The sequence below is a fragment of the Microbacterium sp. genome (genome assembly GCF_036277215.1).
Taxonomy (GTDB): domain Bacteria; phylum Actinomycetota; class Actinomycetes; order Actinomycetales; family Microbacteriaceae; genus Microbacterium.
Genome location: NZ_DASUNI010000024.1, coordinates 1 through 15,760 on the forward strand (window position 1 = coordinate 1; position 15,760 = coordinate 15,760).

General features: G+C 68.1%; 21 protein-coding genes. 10 read left to right on the plus strand and 11 right to left on the minus strand.

Going from position 1 to position 15,760, the window contains the following annotated elements:
• Window positions 1–19 precede the first annotated feature (19 nt).
• The 3 genes from VFX99_RS01240 to VFX99_RS17285 are packed head-to-tail and all read left to right on the plus strand — an operon-like array spanning window position 20 to window position 2,065.
• The gene (locus tag VFX99_RS01240; RefSeq protein WP_414684306.1) at window positions 20–865 is read left to right on the plus strand and encodes a carbohydrate ABC transporter permease; all 846 of its coding nucleotides are present in this window, start codon (window positions 20–22) and stop codon (window positions 863–865) included.
• The gene (locus VFX99_RS01245) at window positions 865–1,782 is read left to right on the plus strand and encodes a carbohydrate ABC transporter permease (protein ID WP_329664502.1); all 918 of its coding nucleotides are present in this window, start codon (window positions 865–867) and stop codon (window positions 1,780–1,782) included. Before VFX99_RS01240 ends, VFX99_RS01245 begins: the two co-directional genes overlap by 1 nt.
• 49 nt (window positions 1,783–1,831) lie before the next feature.
• The gene (locus VFX99_RS17285) at window positions 1,832–2,065 is read left to right on the plus strand and encodes an NAD-dependent epimerase/dehydratase family protein (protein ID WP_414684305.1); all 234 of its coding nucleotides are present in this window, start codon (window positions 1,832–1,834) and stop codon (window positions 2,063–2,065) included.
• Window positions 2,066–2,201: 136 nt separating this feature from the next.
• Here the strand turns inward: VFX99_RS17285 and VFX99_RS01250 are convergent, their stop codons facing one another.
• The gene (locus VFX99_RS01250) at window positions 2,202–2,366 is read right to left on the minus strand and encodes a hypothetical protein (protein WP_329664503.1); all 165 of its coding nucleotides are present in this window, start codon (window positions 2,364–2,366) and stop codon (window positions 2,202–2,204) included.
• Between the two features lie 73 nt (window positions 2,367–2,439).
• The gene (locus tag VFX99_RS01255; protein WP_329664504.1) at window positions 2,440–3,048 is read right to left on the minus strand and encodes a helix-turn-helix domain-containing protein; all 609 of its coding nucleotides are present in this window, start codon (window positions 3,046–3,048) and stop codon (window positions 2,440–2,442) included.
• Between the two features lie 78 nt (window positions 3,049–3,126).
• Here VFX99_RS01255 and VFX99_RS01260 point away from each other — a divergent pair, with 78 nt between their 5' ends.
• The gene (locus VFX99_RS01260) at window positions 3,127–3,573 is read left to right on the plus strand and encodes an ester cyclase (protein ID WP_329664505.1); all 447 of its coding nucleotides are present in this window, start codon (window positions 3,127–3,129) and stop codon (window positions 3,571–3,573) included.
• Window positions 3,574–3,585: 12 nt separating this feature from the next.
• Here the strand turns inward: VFX99_RS01260 and VFX99_RS01265 are convergent, their stop codons facing one another.
• A complete protein-coding gene (locus VFX99_RS01265; protein WP_329664506.1) occupies window positions 3,586–5,247 on the minus strand; it encodes an alpha-amylase family protein in 1,662 nt (553 codons plus the stop codon).
• Entirely contained in the window at window positions 5,244–6,206 is a 963-nt protein-coding gene (locus VFX99_RS01270; protein WP_329664507.1) for a TIGR03885 family FMN-dependent LLM class oxidoreductase, read from the minus strand. The genes VFX99_RS01265 and VFX99_RS01270 overlap by 4 nt, the downstream gene beginning before the upstream one ends.
• A gap of 241 nt (window positions 6,207–6,447) precedes the next feature.
• Between VFX99_RS01270 and VFX99_RS01275 the strand changes: the two genes are divergently transcribed.
• Window positions 6,448–6,690 carry a hypothetical protein gene (locus VFX99_RS01275; RefSeq protein WP_329664508.1) on the plus strand — a complete coding sequence of 81 codons (243 nt, stop codon included), beginning with the start codon at window positions 6,448–6,450 and terminating at the stop codon, window positions 6,688–6,690.
• Window positions 6,691–6,694: 4 nt separating this feature from the next.
• Here VFX99_RS01275 and VFX99_RS01280 read toward each other — a convergent pair whose 3' ends face one another.
• From VFX99_RS01280 to VFX99_RS01305, 6 genes are all read right to left on the minus strand, one after another.
• Window positions 6,695–7,657, minus strand: a complete 963-nt coding sequence (locus tag VFX99_RS01280) for a cation transporter (protein ID WP_329664509.1) — start codon at window positions 7,655–7,657, stop codon at window positions 6,695–6,697.
• Window positions 7,654–8,124, minus strand: coding sequence for a hypothetical protein (locus VFX99_RS01285; protein ID WP_329664510.1), 471 nt, complete (start codon window positions 8,122–8,124; stop codon window positions 7,654–7,656). Before VFX99_RS01285 ends, VFX99_RS01280 begins: the two co-directional genes overlap by 4 nt.
• Before the next feature lie 9 nt (window positions 8,125–8,133).
• A complete protein-coding gene (locus tag VFX99_RS01290) occupies window positions 8,134–9,018 on the minus strand; it encodes an SDR family oxidoreductase (RefSeq protein WP_329664511.1) in 885 nt (294 codons plus the stop codon).
• A gap of 187 nt (window positions 9,019–9,205) precedes the next feature.
• On the minus strand, window positions 9,206–10,147 hold the full coding sequence (locus tag VFX99_RS01295; protein WP_329664512.1) for a hypothetical protein: 942 nt from the start codon (window positions 10,145–10,147) through the stop codon (window positions 9,206–9,208).
• A gap of 24 nt (window positions 10,148–10,171) precedes the next feature.
• A complete protein-coding gene (locus VFX99_RS01300; protein ID WP_329664513.1) occupies window positions 10,172–10,678 on the minus strand; it encodes a DUF6325 family protein in 507 nt (168 codons plus the stop codon).
• A gap of 130 nt (window positions 10,679–10,808) precedes the next feature.
• The gene (locus VFX99_RS01305; protein ID WP_329664514.1) at window positions 10,809–11,864 is read right to left on the minus strand and encodes an NAD(P)-dependent alcohol dehydrogenase; all 1,056 of its coding nucleotides are present in this window, start codon (window positions 11,862–11,864) and stop codon (window positions 10,809–10,811) included.
• 96 nt (window positions 11,865–11,960) lie between these two features.
• Here VFX99_RS01305 and VFX99_RS01310 point away from each other — a divergent pair, with 96 nt between their 5' ends.
• From VFX99_RS01310 to VFX99_RS01320, 3 genes are read left to right on the plus strand one after another with little or no spacing between them, the layout of a single operon-like run.
• Complete coding sequence (locus tag VFX99_RS01310) at window positions 11,961–12,929, plus strand: aldo/keto reductase (protein ID WP_329664515.1); 969 nt, start codon at window positions 11,961–11,963, stop codon at window positions 12,927–12,929.
• A 15-nt stretch (window positions 12,930–12,944) separates the two neighbouring features.
• Window positions 12,945–13,331 carry a DUF2255 family protein gene (locus tag VFX99_RS01315; RefSeq protein ID WP_329664516.1) on the plus strand — a complete coding sequence of 129 codons (387 nt, stop codon included), beginning with the start codon at window positions 12,945–12,947 and terminating at the stop codon, window positions 13,329–13,331.
• Window positions 13,332–13,385: 54 nt separating this feature from the next.
• Entirely contained in the window at window positions 13,386–13,952 is a 567-nt protein-coding gene (locus VFX99_RS01320) for a DNA starvation/stationary phase protection protein (RefSeq protein WP_329664517.1), read from the plus strand.
• A gap of 115 nt (window positions 13,953–14,067) precedes the next feature.
• Here the strand turns inward: VFX99_RS01320 and VFX99_RS01325 are convergent, their stop codons facing one another.
• Window positions 14,068–14,670 carry a flavodoxin family protein gene (locus tag VFX99_RS01325; protein WP_329664518.1) on the minus strand — a complete coding sequence of 201 codons (603 nt, stop codon included), beginning with the start codon at window positions 14,668–14,670 and terminating at the stop codon, window positions 14,068–14,070.
• A gap of 125 nt (window positions 14,671–14,795) precedes the next feature.
• On the opposite strand from VFX99_RS01325, the gene VFX99_RS01330 reads away from it, so the two are divergent.
• Both VFX99_RS01330 and VFX99_RS01335 read left to right on the plus strand, forming a co-directional pair.
• Window positions 14,796–15,317, plus strand: coding sequence for a gluconokinase (locus VFX99_RS01330; RefSeq protein ID WP_329664519.1), 522 nt, complete (start codon window positions 14,796–14,798; stop codon window positions 15,315–15,317).
• Window positions 15,318–15,352: 35 nt separating this feature from the next.
• The gene (locus VFX99_RS01335; RefSeq protein ID WP_329664520.1) at window positions 15,353–15,571 is read left to right on the plus strand and encodes a hypothetical protein; all 219 of its coding nucleotides are present in this window, start codon (window positions 15,353–15,355) and stop codon (window positions 15,569–15,571) included.
• Window positions 15,572–15,760 lie beyond the last annotated feature (189 nt).

Sequence of the window (15,760 nt, forward strand, 5' to 3'; positions counted from 1 at the left end):
GCTCGAGACCAGGCGCGCCCTGCCCGCCTACTACTGGATGGTCTGGCCCGCCGTCATCGCCTTCGCGGCCTTCCACACCGTCCCCGTACTCGTGGGCATCTTCTTCAGCTTCACGAACTACGCCGGCTACGGGGAGTGGAACTTCGTCGGCGTCTCGAACTACGTGAACCTCTTCAGGGACGACCGCGTGCTGGCGGCCTACGGGTTCTCGTTCCTGTTCGCGATCGTCGCGACCATCCTGACGAACGTGTTCTCGCTCGCGATCGCGCTCGGGCTCAACGCCAAGATCAAGGCACGGAACTTCTGGCGCGGCGTGTACTTCGTGCCGTACATCCTGGCGATCCTGGTGATCGGCTACGTGTTCCAGTTCTTCTTCTCGAACTCGCTGCCGAAGATCCTGTCCGGCATCCCCCTCTTTCGCGACAACATCCTCCCGAACGAGACCTGGGCGTGGACGGCGATCGTGGCGCTCGCCGTCTGGCAGGCCTGCGCATTCGCCATCATCATCTACCTCTCCGGGCTGCAGACCATCCCGGCCGAGATGTACGAGGCGGCATCGCTCGACGGTGCCTCTGCGTGGCAGCAGTTCAGGTCGATCACCTTCCCGCTCATCGGTGCGTTCTTCACGATCAACGTCGTCATCAGCCTCAAGGGTTTCCTTCAGGTGTTCGATCCGATCGTCGCCCTCACGAACGGGGGTCCCGGCACCGCCACCGAGTCGGTGACGCTGCTGATCTTCAAGGGCGGGTTCACCGGCGGCGAGTTCGCCTATCAGGCGGCGAACGCGGTGGTCTTCTTCATCGTGATCACGATCGTCGCGCTCTTCCAATTCAGGGTTCTTCAGCGCAGAGAGGCCGATTTCTGATGACTACCGCAACGAACGTCGCTCCCCAGCTCGAGCAGGAGGTCGAGGCCGTCACGGCGAACGGCCGTCGCAAGCGTCAGGGCGATCGCGACGACGACACCCGCAGGACCAACTGGTGGGCGACTGCGCTCATCGCAGTGTGCTCGCTCACTGTGCTCATTCCGCTCTACCTCGCGGTCGTCGTGGCTCTCAAGACGCCCGAGCAGCTCACCGCCGGCACCGGGTTCGAGCTCCCGAACCCGATCCGGTGGGAGAACTTCGCCGATGCATGGGTCAGGACGAGCTTCCCGCAGGCGCTCCTGAACACGGCGATCATCACCGTGGGATCGGTCGTCTTCACCCTGCTGACGAGTTCAGTCGTCGCGTACGCACTGGCGCGGAACATCCACCGTCCGTTCTTCAAGGGCGTGTTCTTCTACCTGCTCGCGGCGCTGTTCATCCCGTTCCCGATCATCATGCTGCCGCTGGTGAAGCAGACCGCGATTCTGGGCCTCGACAACCAGGCCGGACTGATCATCCTGTACACGATCTACGGGCTGTCGCTGAACATCTTCATCTACACCGCCTACATCCGCTCGATCCCCATCGAGCTCGAGGAGGCGGCGCGCGTCGACGGTGCGTCGACGTGGCGGGTGTTCTGGCAGGTCATCTTCCCGTTGCTCATGCCCATGAACGCCACCGTCGGCATCTTGACGTGCGTGTGGGCGTGGAACGACTTCATCATGCCGCTCGTGGTGCTGACCGAGCCGGCGGCTCGGACGCTGCCCCTCGCTCAGTACGTGTTCCAGGGGCAGTTCAACACCGACTACACCGTGGCCTTTGCGTCGTACCTGATGGCGATGGCGCCGCTGCTGATCGTGTACATCTTCTCGCAGCGCTGGGTCATCTCCGGAGTCACTCGGGGGTCGATCAAGTAGCGTCGTCGTCCCGGGCGCCCCAGCATCGAGGCACTCCGGGGAGGTTGCGATGCGCGTAATCGTCGCAGGAGCGTCGGGTGCGCTCGGAAGGGTGCTGGTACCCGAGCTGGTCCGCTCAGGCCACGAGGTGATCGGGCTGACCCGCACCGCAGAGGGAGCCGCCCGCGTTCGAAGCGCGGGCGGCTCCCTGTGGTCGCCGACGTCGTGGATCGCGACAGCCTGTTGCGCGCCGCAGCAGGCGAGCGGTCGGATGCGGTCCTCCACGAGCTCACGGCGCTGCTAGGCACGTCGCACCGTACGGCGCAGCGGTGCTCGGAACGGTGTCGATGCGGCTGTCGGACGCCGCCGCCAAGCGGGACCTGGCTGGGCGCTTCGGTATTCCGACTATCCGGCGGGCCTCGGCTGAAACCGCTGCCGGGTCAGGTCCGGCGGCTCGTGTGGAGGCAGAGCGCGAGTGCGAGCGAGACCGCGAGGATGCCGGCGGTGAAGATCAGCCCCTGCCACGCGTCCGCGGTGAACGCTGCACCGAACAGGTAGAACCCGCCGAGGAACAGCAGCAAGTACAGGATGTACAGGATTATCATCGCGACTTCTCTCCTCTTCGCCTGATTCGATCGTATCGACAGAACCGGCGACCACACACCATCGGCGACCGGGTCAGGAGAGCAGCTGCGCGACGAGGACGTCGGCGAGCCACCGCTGGAAGCGCTCAGGCGGCCATCCCGAGTCGACCACGAGCTCGCCGTAGACGCCGGGCGCCGCGTACGCGCGGTAAATCGCCTTCGCGTCGCCGAGCGGGAGCGACAGCTGGGCCTCGAGGGAACTTATGAGCGAGTCCATGACCCCGTTGCGCCCGCGGAGCTTCGCGCGCAGCAGGTCGCGCGTCTCGGCGTCCTCGTCCAATGCCGCGTCGAGGATGCGGACGACGTCGAAGTCCGTCGAGTACAGCGTGGTGAGCCACCGCGCCGCACCGCGGAGTCGCGCCGTCGCTTCGGGTTCGTCGAGGATCGTCCGAGCCAGTCCGCGAGCATCCGCTCGCTCCAGCCAGCGCTCGCAGATCGCCGAGAGGATGTGCCGCTTCGCGCCGAACGATGCGTACACGGTGCGGTTGGCCACCCCCGCCTCGCGGGCGATCGCCTCCATGCTCGTGGCGCCGTAGCCCCGCGCAGCGAACAGCCGCTGCGCGGCATCCGCGATGCGCATTCTGGTCGCCTCGGCCTGCTCCTGCCGGTACGACGGCCGAGGGGGCTTGACGGGCGCTGCCATGAGGTTCACACTAGCCCTGCAGTGGGTGCAGTAGCACTGCATCCACTGCACGATCACTGCAAGAACTGGAGAAGCGCCATGCACACTGAACAACTGCTGTCCCCATCGGTCCGGGTCGTGGAGCGGATGCTGACGGAGGGCTTCGCGACCGGGAACACCGACATCGTGGACGAGCTGTGCTCGCCCGACCTGGTCGAGCACCAGTTCGGGCTGTCCGGACGCGGTCGCGAGGCGATCGACAAGGTGAAGCGCGGCATCACCGACGTCTTCCGCGCCATGCCCGACATCCGCTTCACGATCGAGGACTGGTCCGAGCACGGTGACACCGTCTGGATTCGCGCGGAGGCGACCGCGACTCAGACCGGCCCCTTCATGGGCCCCCCGACGGGGCGTCCTGTGCGGTTCACCGTCATCGACGTGGCACGCGTCGTGGACGGGCGGATCGTCGAGCACTGGGGTGTGCCGGACCGCTTCGCGATCCTGGTGCAGACGGGGCAGCTTCAGAAGCTCGTCGCCGACACCTGATCGCCCGGCGTCTCATCCGATGCGTGCGTCTCCCGGCCGTGAGACCCGCATCCACTCGAAGCCGAACGGGCCGAGCTCGAAATCGACACGACCTTTCGGGTCCACGGGGACGCGGCCGGGGCCGTGCAGATCCACCAGCACTGTGCCCTCCTCGACTGCGCCGATCTCGACCTGCAGACGCACCGGCACATCGGTGAAGTTGTGCAGGGCGATCATCCGACCGACATCCGAATTCACCGCGTGCGCGAGCACGCCCTTCGCGTCGTGCTCGAGGACCTCGAATGTGCCCCAGCCGATCTCCGGTGAGACCCGATACCTGCTCACCAGGTGGCGGATGAACTGGAGCAGCGATCCGTCGTCGTTGCGCTGCTGCTGCACGTTGACGTGCGCGGGCGCGTAGCCGTCGCCGGGGATCGGCGCCACGAGGCGGCTCGGGCGCGCGTGCGAGAAGCCGCCGTTCTCACCGTCGGTCCACTGCATCGGCGTGCGGACAGACCCGCGACCGGCGACCTCGGGATTCTCGCCCATGCCGATCTCCTCGCCGTAGAACAGGACCGGCGTGCCTGGCAGCGAGAACAGCAGGCTGTAAACCATGCGGATGCGGCGCGGATCGCCACCGAGCATCGGAGGCACCCGGCGGGTGATGCCGCGGCCGTAGACGCGCTGCGCCTCGTCAGGAGCGAACGCCTCGAAGACCTCTTCGCGCTCAGCGTCGCTCAGCTTGTCGAGCGTGAGCTCATCGTGGTTGCGGACGAAATTCGCCCACGTCGCCTCGGGCGGCACCGGCGGGCGTGCTGTGAGCGACGTGATCAGAGCTTCCGGGTCGCTCCGGGCGAGCGAGAGGTACAGCGCCTGCATCGACATGAAGTCGAACTGCAGGTCGAGTTCGCCGCCGCGCTCGCCGCCGAAGAACTGCAGCTGCTGGCGGAATGGCAGGTTGACTTCTCCGAGCAGAGCGGCATCACCGACGCGACGCTGCAGGAAGCGCTTGAGGTCGCGGAGGAACTCGTGCGGGTCGCCTAGCTCGACCCCGTCCGGCGGCTCGATGAGGAACGGCACGGCATCGATCCGGAACCCCGAAACCCCCAGCGCGAGCCAGAACCCGATCGTCTTCGCGATCTCGTCCCGCACGCGGGGGTTCGCGATGTTGAGATCGGGCTGGTGCTTGTAGAAGACGTGCTGGAAGTACTGCTCGGTGCGTTCGTCGTACTCCCAGACGCTGGCCTCCTCGCCGGGGAACACTGTGGGCTGCTGCTTCTTGGGCGGCGCGTCGCGCCACACGTAGAAGTCGCGGTGCGGAGAGGTGCGACTGCGCCGCGCGGACACGAACCACGGGTGCTTGTCGGACGTATGGTTGACGACCAGGTCGACGATCACCCGCATGCCGCGGTCTCGCGCGGTGCGGATCACCTCGACGAAATCACCGTGGTTTCCCAGCCGTGAGTCGATGCCGTAGAAGTCGCTGATGTCGTAGCCGTCGTCGCGATCCGGTGAGGGGTAGAACGGCATCAGCCAAAGGCACGTGATGCCGAGGTCGGCCAGGTAGTCGATACGGCGGGCGAGACCTTCGAAGTCACCGACCCCGTCGTCGTTGCCGTCCATGTACGTCTCGACGTCGAGGCAGTAGATGACCGCGGTCTTCCACCACAGGTCGCTGGTGTCGGTGATCTTCACAGCGCACCCCGAAGGGCCGGCAGCAGGTCTCGTTCGACGCGATCGAGGAAGGCCGTTTGGTCGGTGCCGATGCCGTGGATGTAGGCGCGATCGAAGCCCAGCGCCACCAGACCGGCGATCCTGTCGGCGAGCTCGCTCGCGTCGTGCGCGATGAGCGCGCCCTTGCGCAGCTGCTCATCTGACGGTTCGCCGGCGAGCGCGTCGAAATCCTCGGGCTGTTCGATGTCCCACAACGAGCCGCTGATGGCGGAATGCCGCCACTGCTCGCGGGCCACCTGGACGGCGGCTGCGTCCGTGTCCTCCAGCGACACGTGGATCTGGATCACCCGCGGACCGGTACCGCCCGCGTCGGCGTAGGCCTGCAGCACCTTCGCAAGCTTGTCGGGCGGCTGCGCGACGGTCGCCAGCCCATCGGCCCAGCCGGCGGCCCAGGCCGCTGTCTCGGCAGTGACCGCGGCGCCCAGGAGCGGGGGTGGATCGGCGGGAAGACTCCACACCCGGGCGCGATGCACGTCGATCTCTCCGGAGCGCGACACCTCCCGACCGGCCAGCAGTTCGCGGATGACATCGACCGACTGGCGCAGGCGGGTGTTCCGCCTGTCTTTGGGGGGCCATTCGTCGCCGGTCACGTGCTCATTGACGGCTTCGCCGCTGCCCAGAGCCGCCCAGAACCTTCCCGGGAACATCTCCTCGAGGGTCGCGATCGCCTGGGCGCTGATCACCGGGTGGTACCGCTGCCCGGGCGCGGTGACCACACCCAGTGAGAAGGATGTCGAGGCCAGAGCGGCGCCGAGCCAGCTCCAGGCGTACCCGGACTCACCCTGCGCGATGCCCCACGGGGCGAGGTGGTCCGAGCACATCGCGCCGTCGAAGCCGATCTCCTCGGCGCGGACGACGGCCGACAGGAGACGGCTCGGGGGGACCTGCTCGTGCGAGGCGTGATAACCGAGGAAGACCATCCCGCGAGTCTGGTGGGTGGGCCGGTGCGCGGCAAGGCCTTGCGCCCGGCGCCGACGTCGACATAAGCACCGGCATCCGTCGTCAGGTCAGGCCGCGGGGAAGGACTCCACCGGACGGAAGCCCCGCTGTCAAGTCCTGCGGCGTTCCGACTCCGCGGGGCTACGGTTCAGGTGGGGCGGCATCGATCATGGCGACGCGAGCACCGACCGCTCGCAGACCACCGTATGGAGAGGACTCACCGTGACCGATGACTTTCAGCGGGACGAGCACGTCGTGCCAGGACCCAACGCACCGGAGCCGATCGAAGGCGGCCCCGACCGCCAGCTGGATCCGGTCGCGCATGAGCACTTCGAAAGCGACATGCAGATGGAGGAGCCCGAGGTCCGGGTCGCTCCGGACGCGGGTGCGATCCACTGGCACACGCAGCCTGGCGACGGCCTCGCCGAAGACGGCGCACCGTCGGGCCGGAGCACCTCCGCCTGACGCCTCAGCTGCGCGTCGCCTCGATCGGCAGGGACGGCACGACCACCAGCACGACGTCCTGCAGCTTCCAGTCGATCGCCGCGATCGCCTCGCGGGCCGCCTCGATCTGGTCGACGCCGACCTTGTGGCGCCGGGGGACGACGAAGGCCTCCACGTGGAAGACCTGACCCATGTCGCGCATGCGGACGGCTGCCTCACGGACCCACGGCTGCCTTTCCAGCTCCTGCGCGATACGGCCGACGAGGGGGTGCACGAGTCGGTCGTCGTGCGTGAGCGCCCGCTGATCCATCAGGTCGAGGATCGCGCTCTTGGAGTTCGTTATGCCGTTCCAGGTGATGCCCAGCGAGATGAACAGCGCAGCTGCTCCGTCGAGCCACCACACTCCCAGTCCCACGCCCAGCACGCCGACGATGGAGGCGACGTTGGTGGTCCAGTCGGCCTTGGCCATGTCGGCGTCGGCATAGAGCACCTTGTTGTGCAGCTTCGGGGCGAGCCTCAGCTTCGCGGGGCCGTAGATGAAAGGCCCGATGACGATCACGCTCATCACACCGACCATCAGCCAGCCCAGCCAGATGGTGTACCCGAACAGATTCACCGTTCCGATCGTGGGGTGCTCGCCGAGGATCAGGCCCAGGATGGATTCCAGCGCCAGATTCGCACCGATGACGAGCAGGGCGACCCCCGCGACGAGGTGGCCGACGCCCATGGCCCGGTGCAGTCCGTAGGGATGCTTCAGCGTGGGCCGTCTGCGGATGACCAGCAGCGCCACGAGGAAGGAGATCTGCGGCACCAGCGACAGCATGTCCTCGATCCAGGCGGTCCGCATCGCCTGCGATCCGCTGACCACGAGTGCGATGAGCGCGATCGTGACGATGGTGTAGCAGATCGTGAACCACTCCCACCGGATGGCCTTGCGCAGGGCGTCCTGCTGTTCGGTGGGCAGATCGGTGCGGCCGAGCGTCTTCATTCGGACACTTCTTCGTCGAGGAACGCCTCGAGCTCGCTGAGGAAGCCGTTCTCGCCCAGGGGCACCAGCATGACGACGGGCGTCGCGTCGGGGCTCAGTCCGGAGAATGCGCGGCTCACGCCGACCTTGACCGCCCACGGCGTCTGGTCGGTCATCCCTCCGACGGCAAGATCCAAGGATCCGTCCTCGATGCCGCGCACGAGGTCCTCCTCGCTGCCCACGGTCCACACCGTCCGCGCGTCGTGCGCGTCTGCGAACTTCTCGACCACCTCGGCGAGCGGCCCCGAGACCGCGCCGCCCGCCACATCAACGAGACCCTCGCTGGGTGAGGCGCCGACGCGCAGCTCACCACCGGAGATGCGATCCAGCGTTCCGCCGGGATCGCGCGGCATCGATGCGCATCCGGAGAGGGCGACAGCACCTGCCAGCGTCAGCGCCACAGCCGAACGGATGCCGCGGCGGATCATGGCTCGACGTTACAGCCCCTTCCCTCCCGTCACGGGGAGCACGGCACCGGACACGTATGAGGCGTCCTCCGAGGCCAGATAGACGTAGGCTCCGGCCAGCTCGGCGGGCTGACCCGCCCGGCCCAGCGGCGTATCGGCACCGAACTCGGCGAGCCGTTCCGCCGGCCATCCGGTGGCCGGGATGAGCGGGGTCCAGATGGGGCCGGGCGCGACGGCGTTGACCCGGATGCCGTCCGGCCCGAGCTGCTCGGCGAGGGCCTTCACGAACGCGACCTGCGCGGCCTTCGTCATCGCGTAGTCGATGAGTCCGGGGGAGGGGTTGAAGGCCTGGATCGACGAGGTCACGATGATCGAGGCACCCGGCCGCAGGTGCGGGATCGCCGCGCGCGCCGTGAAGATCAGGCCGTACAGATTGGTCCGGAAGACGCGATCGAACTCCTCGGTCTCGAGGCTCGCGAAGCTCTCGCGGTCCTTCTGATAGGCGGCGTTCAGAACCAGGATGTCGAGGCCGCCGAAAGCCTCGACCGTGTCGTCGACGATCGACGACGCGAAGGTTTCGTCCTGCAGGTCGCCGGCGAGGGTCAGGCTGCGGCGGCCCGCAGCCTCGATCAGCGACGCGGTGTCTTCGGCATCCGTGCCCTCCACCGGGAGATGCGCGACCGCGACATCGGCGCCCTCTCGGGCGAACGCGATGGCCACGGCACGACCGATGCCCGAGTCGCCGCCGGTGATGAGCGCACGACGGTCGGTCAGCCTGCCGTGTCCGACGTACGAATCCTCACCGTGGTCGGGAGCGGGTTCGGTCTTCTCGGTCAGCCCGGGCTGCTCCTGCTCCTGGTTCTCGAATTCGCCGTCGTGGTGCTTCGAACGCGGGTCGGTCATTTCATCGGTCATGGTCGGCCTCCAGGGTTGCAACCGGGTTGATGGACTTGCTGCTCCCGTCGGCGCAACAGCCGACGCGGATCTCGCTCGATGCCAACCTAGGGCGGTCCGACCAGGATCTTCAGGGCTTGACCGGCCGCATGCCAGGGGCTACGTCGGCACCGTCGTTGCGAGAACCGCTCCTCGCGACGAGGTGCATTCACCCGGAGAGAGGAGGAAGCCGGACGGCGGCGACAAGCGACGCCGGGTCGGCCTCGTCCCACCGCTGCCATGTCTGCAGCCACCAGAACGCGAGGAAGGCGACCAGCGCGATGACCTCCCCGATGAAGATCCAGGGGAAGATCTCTGCGGCGGTGTCGGTCGGAGCTGATGCGGTCGCGATCGTGGCGATCACGAGGGCGATGAGATCGACGATCATGACCGCTGCGATCGCCAGGTAGACGATCCGCAGCCATCTCGGCGGAGGCGTGCTCGAGGTGCGCCAGAAGGCGTTCAGGATCGCATCAGCCGCGATCAGCCCGAAGAACACCGTCGTCGCGAGGAAATGCGCCCACGCGAGGAAGAACTCGGGAGCAGCGAGACCGGTGATCAGCACGAGGGCGAACACGACGCCGCCGAGGACCAGCGAGAGCGCGGCCCCCTGGACGGCGCCGACGATGGAGAGCGCCACCCCGAGCAGCAGGATGCCGGCGAGGATGACCAGGTAGGTGGTGACGCCGTTGGCCACATCGGGCTCGAATTGCGCGGGAACGCATTTCGCGCACTCGACCTCTACCCCGGGGACCGATCCCGGGCTGATCACCGACGGGACGAGCGCCACGATCGGCGCGAACACGGCCGCCGCGTCGAGGATGGTCCGCTCGGCCCCACGACCCGACAGCGCCAGCAGGGCGAGGGATGCCGCGATCACCGCACCGACGAAGGCGTTGCGGGCAGGTGTGTAGAAATAGTCGCTGACCGACGGCAGCCAGCCCACGCCGGGCACGGTGAGCAGGATCGAGACGAGGATGACCACGACCGTGCCGCCGATGGCGAGCCTGAGGTAGCGGTGCGTGCGCTCGGTCGAGGTGGAGTCCGTCGCCAGCGCATGCGACGCAACCGGCTTCTGGGTCGCGTCCGGCTGAATTCCGTGGTCGGTCATCCGCACTCGCTCAGACCGCGTGCGTCACTTCCCGTCGTCGGAGAGGTCGGCCTCCAGCTCGTCCTCGAATTCCTCCTCCGCCTCCAGCTCGGCCTCGGCCGCCGCCTCGAGCGCGGCGACGACGTCCTCCGCGGAGATCCGCCCATCGGAGATGAGCACGCCGCCGGCGCGCCGCGCCGCGGCTGCGAACGGCGCCGCCCACAGGTTCTCGTACACGAGCACGCCCGCGACGCTTCCCGGTGTCATATCGGCGGCCAGGATGGCGGCATCCTCGTCCGCCAGCAGGCCGGCGAGCCCGGCCTCGATCGCAGTGAGGGGCCCGAGGTCATCGGCATCCGAGATCTCCACCGCGTCGAGGCTGCCGTCCTCCTCCTTCACGATGACGATCATGTCGAGTACCCGGATCGTGCCCGCATCGACGAGACGGACGATCTCCTCCGCGATCTCGCCGCTGAAGTTCTGGGTGCCGGCAGGAAACTCGACGACCAGGTAGTCGACGGGTCCGTATCCGTCCAGTTCGTTGTCGGCCATGGGGCACCTTCCTCTGTGGAGTGGGCTGTCTGCGATTCGACGACCACGCTAGGGATGCGGCATCCCCCGGTCGTCATGCGCATGGGGTGATTATGTGCCCGACCGGGCCGCGCGAGAAGGGTGGCGGGGCTCACGCCGCCTCCGGGATCGTCGCCGTGTCGATGACGAAGCGGTACCGGACGTCGCCGCGGACGACGCGATCGTACGCGTCGGTGACCTCGTCCGCCCCGATCGTCTCGATCACGGAGGCGATGCCGTGCTCGGCGCAGAAGTCGAGCATCTCCTGGGTCTCGCGGATGCCGCCGATGTTCGAGCCGGCGATCGAGCGACGCGCGCCGGTGAGCGAGAACACGCGGAACGTCTGCGGGTTCTCCGGCAGGCCGACGAAGACGAGCGCGCCGTCCAGCCGCAGCGTGGACAGGTAGCGGTCCACCGGGATGTCGGCCGAGACGGTGTTGATGATGAGGTCGAACCGATTGCGCAGCGATGCGAAGGTCGTCGCGTCTTCGGTCGCGTGATACGCATCGGCGCCCAGTGCCCGCCCTTCCGCCTCCTTGGCGAGAGTGCGGGACAGCACGGTCACGTGCGCGCCCATGGCATGCGCAATCTGAACACCCATGTGACCGAGACCGCCCATCCCGATCACCGCGACCCGCTTGCCCGGACCCGCGCCCCAGTGCCGCAGCGGCGAGTACGTCGTGATGCCGGCGCAGAGCAGGGGTGCGGCGGCGTCGAGCGGGATGCCCTCGGGGATGCGCAGCACGTAGCTCTCGTCGGCGACGATCTGCGTGCTGTACCCGCCGTACGTGTCCGTGCCGTCGTACGCGCGGCCGTTGTAGGTCGCGACGTTGCCGCGAAGGCAGAACTGCTCCTCGCCGGCGAGGCAGTTCTCGCACTCGCGGCACGAGTCCACGAAGCATCCGATCCCGACGCGGTCTCCGACCGCGTACTTCGTCACGCCGGAGCCGACCTCGCGCACGATTCCCGCGATCTCGTGTCCGGGCACCATCGGAAAGATGGCACGGCCCCATTCCTCGCGGGCCTGGTGGATGTCGGAGTGGCAGATGCCGGCGAAAGCGATGTCGATGAGCACGTCGGAAGGACCGACATCCCGTCGTTGGACGGTGCCGCGTGCGAAAGCCTGGCCGGCCGAGTGGACGAGGAGAGCAGGAGTGGAAAGGGGCATGAAGCAATCCTTCCACGGCGCTCGCGGGCGGGAACCGCGGTTCCAGGTACCAGCAGGGCCTCCCGTCGCCCGACGGTGCGGCTCTAGCGTTGACCCATGGAATACACGCGACTCGGGTCCTCGGGACTCAAGATCAGCCGCATCGCCCTCGGCTGCATGAGCTTCGGCGACACGTCGAAGGGCTTCAACGAGTGGGCGCTGGGCGACGACGGCGCGGAGCCGCTGTTCCGTCAGGCGCTCGAACTCGGCATCACGTTCTGGGACACCGCGAACGTCTACGGCGCCGGCAGCTCGGAGGAGATCGTCGGCCGCGCCATCACGCGCTATTCCACGCGCGAGCAGATCGTGCTCGCCACGAAGGTGCACTTTCCGATGCATGACGGTCCGGGCGGTTCCGGTCTGTCGCGCAAGGCGATCCTGGAGCAGATCGACGCCTCGCTGACGCGCCTGGGCACCGACTACGTCGACCTCTACCAGATCCACCGCTTCGACCCGCTGGTGCCCGTCGAAGAGACGATGGAGGCCCTCCACGACGTCGTGAGGGCAGGCAAGGCCCGCTACCTCGGTGGTTCGGCGATGCACGCCTGGCAGTTCGCGAAGATGCAGCACGCAGCCGACACGCACGGGTGGACGCGGTTCGTGTCGATGCAGGACCAGTACAGCCTGATGTACCGCGAGGAGGAGCGGGAGATGTTCGGCCTGCTCGCGGACCAGGGAGTGGGCAGCATCCCCTACAGTCCGCTGGCGAAGGGTCGCCTGGCACGGCCGTTCGGCGAGCACACCAAGCGGTCCGAGAACGATCCGGTCGGCCGCGCGCACTTCGGCGACGGCGACGAGCGGATCATCTCCGCGGTGCAGCAGGTGGCCGCGGGCCGCGGCATCCCCATGGCACAGGTCGCGCTGGCGTGGGTGCTGCGCAACCCCGTCGTCTCGGCGCCGATCGTCGGCGCGACCAAGTCGCACCACCTCGCCGACGCCGTCGCGGCCCTCGATGTGAGCCTGACCGACGACGAGGTCGCATCGCTCGAGAGTGCATACGTCCCACGGATGCCGGTGGGGTACTGACCCGGATGTCGGAGGATGCGCACGGCGGGCTGGACCACTGACGAACTCGAGCGTCTCGGCGGGGCGGAAGAGCTGCGAGTCGCCTCGCTGCGCCAAGACGGGACCCAGCGGCCGTACGTGCGGGTCTGGGTGGTGCGAGCGGGCGAGCACCTGTACATCCGGTCGGCGTACGGACCCGAGAACCCCTGGTTCCGTCGTGCGATGGCGAGCGGCAGCGGGCGGGTGAAGGCCGCCGGACTGGAGCCGGCGGTGAGCTTCGAGCGAGCGGGCGACGAGGTGATGGCCGCGGTCGATGCCGCGTACCACGCCAAGTACGACCGCTACGGCGCGCGCATCGTGTCGACGGTGGTCGGCCCCGACACGTGGCCGCTGACGCTGCGGGTCGTGCCGCGACAGGAATGACGGTGTTGTCAAGGGCCTCCTGGTGACCGAGGCCCTTCAGTAGCCTCACTTCACATGGCCACTACTCAGAAGTCCCCGCCCGCCACTCGTTCGTCGAAGCGATCCGCCCCGGGCGGCACGGGCGCCAAGACCACCCGACGCCAGAACGCAGAGAAGGGCTTCGTCGCCTCGAAAGAGCTCGGCGAGAACCTGCAGTCCGTGCTGGTCGACCTTCTCGAGCTGCAGATGCAGGGCAAGCAGGCGCACTGGAACGTCATCGGTCGCAACTTCCGCGACACGCACCGCGTGCTCGACGAGATCATCGAAGCGGCACGCGAGTTCAGCGACACGGTCGCCGAGCGGATGCGGGCGCTGCACGCCGTGCCCGACGGGCGCAGCGACATCGTCGCGGCCACGACGACTCTGCCTGAGTACCCGCAGGGCGAGATCGACACATCCGAGACCGTCGACCTCATCACCGTGCGCCTGGACAACACCGTCGCGACCATCCGCGATGTGCACGACGCCGTCGACGAAGAGGATCCGACGAGCGCCGACATCCTGCACGCGATCATCGAGAAGCTCGAGCAGTACGCCTGGATGGTCAGCGCCGAGAACCGGTCGCCGTCGGCTCGCTCCTAAGTCGCGGTCGCGACACGTTTCGCGCCTCGCGGCCCGCTCCGCGCCTCGCGGCCCGTCGATGAGGAGGGTCCGCGAGGCCGAGGACGGGCCGTGAGCGACCGGGCCGCCCCGCGGCTCAGCTCGACGGGTACGGTTCGGCGTTGAGCAGGTTGGCCAGGTGCACGGCGTTGCGGGCGAGCGTGGCCGTCGCGCTGGCCACCTCTTGGGGGGTCTCGTCGAGATCCTGGTAGTCGACGGTGTGCATCGCCTCGCCGTTCCAGTACGTGCCGCCCTGGGAGGGGATGCTGAATCCGACGTCGGCCAGCGCCTGATAGATGTCGGCGGTGATCTTGTGGGCGCCGTCCTCGTTGCCTACCACGGCAGTGACGGCGACTTTGCCCTCCACGACCGGTCGGCCGGCGGCATCCGTCTCCGACAGCTCTGCGTCCAGGCGCTCGAGCACCCGCTGCGCGACGCTGGACATGTGGCCCATCCAGGTCGGGGAGCAGACCACGAGGATGTCGGCGGCCAGGATCTTCGCCCGGATCGCGGGCCATTCATCGCCGTCGCCCATGTCGGCCTCGACGCCCGGCTTGACGTCGAAATCGACCACCCGCACCTGTTCGCCCGTGGCGCCGTGCTCGGCGAGCGCGCGAAGCACCTCCCCGGCGAGCTTGTCGGTGCTGGATGCCGCGGGTGACGGCTTGAGCGTGCAGTTGAGTGCGAGTGCGCGGACCATGTGCTTCCTCTCCCGGAGTTTCACGGCGAGGCTACTCGCGGGCATCCGGGGACCGAGGGGCTTGACAGCGGCTTCACCGGGCGGGGCTACGCTCGAGCTGGAACCGGTTCGAGGAGGAGGTCACGGTGGACGATCCGGACGATCCTCGTCCCCTCGGGCTCGTCGTGATGGGAGTTGCGGGCTCGGGCAAGTCGACGGTCGCCGAGTCCGTCGCCGCCCGTGCGGGCGCGGTGTACCTCGACGCGGACGCTTTCCACCCGGCATCCAACACCGCCAAGATGGCGGCCGGGATCCCCCTGACCGACGAAGACCGATGGCCCTGGCTCGCCGCGGTGGGCGACGAGCTCGCCCGTCGCCTTACCGCCGGGCAGGAGACCGTGATGGCCTGCTCGGCACTCAAGCGCAGCTACCGGGACGCGCTCCGCGACCGCGCCGGCGATCTGTGCTTCGCGCACCTGCATGGTTCATCGGAACTGCTCGCCGCTCGCATGGCCGCGCGCGAGGACCACTTCATGCCGGTGACGCTGCTGCAGTCTCAGCTCGCAACCCTAGAGCCGCTGGAGGCGGACGAGCGGGGATTCGTGGTCGACATCGCGCAGAGCCCCGACGACATCGCCGATGAGGTCGTCGCCCGGTGGCGGACCTGACATCCTGGACACACCCCACCCACCAAGGAGCGCTCATGCCCGGCAAGTACGACCTCGACGTCACCACCCTCGGCGAGCTGCTGAACGATCCCGATGCCCGGGCGATCATCGTGGAGGTCGTGCCGGAGCTGCCCGGGCATCCGATGCTCAGCATGGTGAAGGGGATGCCGGCCAACACGGTCCTCGCGATGGCCGCAGGCCAGTTCCCCGCCGACAAGGCCGCGCAGCTGAAGGAGCGCATCGCCGCGCTGTAGACCTTATGGCCCGGCGCCGTGCCCCGGGCTGATGGCGCAGAGCTCCTGCAGATTCGTGCGCCGCCCATGAGACGTGCCGTGCTGACGGGCGCTCGGCGTGCAGGCGCGGCGAGATGGCAGGAGTTGTGCGCCGCGCGGCCGCGGGCCGCTCAGCCGGAGGTCGAGCGGCGGACGATCAGCTCGGGCTGG

Coding starts and splice junctions, on each gene's coding strand:
- VFX99_RS01245 (WP_329664502.1), top strand. CDS start 865: ATGACTACCGCAACGAACGTCGCTCCCCAGCTCGAGCAGGAGGTCGAG.
- VFX99_RS17285 (WP_414684305.1), top strand. CDS start 1,832: ATGCGCGTAATCGTCGCAGGAGCGTCGGGTGCGCTCGGAAGGGTGCTG.
- VFX99_RS01250 (WP_329664503.1), bottom strand. CDS start 2,366: ATGATAATCCTGTACATCCTGTACTTGCTGCTGTTCCTCGGCGGGTTC.
- VFX99_RS01255 (WP_329664504.1), bottom strand. CDS start 3,048: ATGGCAGCGCCCGTCAAGCCCCCTCGGCCGTCGTACCGGCAGGAGCAG.
- VFX99_RS01260 (WP_329664505.1), top strand. CDS start 3,127: ATGCACACTGAACAACTGCTGTCCCCATCGGTCCGGGTCGTGGAGCGG.
- VFX99_RS01270 (WP_329664507.1), bottom strand. CDS start 6,206: ATGGTCTTCCTCGGTTATCACGCCTCGCACGAGCAGGTCCCCCCGAGC.
- VFX99_RS01280 (WP_329664509.1), bottom strand. CDS start 7,657: ATGAAGACGCTCGGCCGCACCGATCTGCCCACCGAACAGCAGGACGCC.
- VFX99_RS01285 (WP_329664510.1), bottom strand. CDS start 8,124: ATGATCCGCCGCGGCATCCGTTCGGCTGTGGCGCTGACGCTGGCAGGT.
- VFX99_RS01290 (WP_329664511.1), bottom strand. CDS start 9,018: ATGACCGATGAAATGACCGACCCGCGTTCGAAGCACCACGACGGCGAA.
- VFX99_RS01295 (WP_329664512.1), bottom strand. CDS start 10,147: ATGACCGACCACGGAATTCAGCCGGACGCGACCCAGAAGCCGGTTGCG.
- VFX99_RS01300 (WP_329664513.1), bottom strand. CDS start 10,678: ATGGCCGACAACGAACTGGACGGATACGGACCCGTCGACTACCTGGTC.
- VFX99_RS01305 (WP_329664514.1), bottom strand. CDS start 11,864: ATGCCCCTTTCCACTCCTGCTCTCCTCGTCCACTCGGCCGGCCAGGCT.
- VFX99_RS01310 (WP_329664515.1), top strand. CDS start 11,961: ATGGAATACACGCGACTCGGGTCCTCGGGACTCAAGATCAGCCGCATC.
- VFX99_RS01315 (WP_329664516.1), top strand. CDS start 12,945: ATGCGCACGGCGGGCTGGACCACTGACGAACTCGAGCGTCTCGGCGGG.
- VFX99_RS01320 (WP_329664517.1), top strand. CDS start 13,386: ATGGCCACTACTCAGAAGTCCCCGCCCGCCACTCGTTCGTCGAAGCGA.
- VFX99_RS01325 (WP_329664518.1), bottom strand. CDS start 14,670: ATGGTCCGCGCACTCGCACTCAACTGCACGCTCAAGCCGTCACCCGCG.
- VFX99_RS01335 (WP_329664520.1), top strand. CDS start 15,353: ATGCCCGGCAAGTACGACCTCGACGTCACCACCCTCGGCGAGCTGCTG.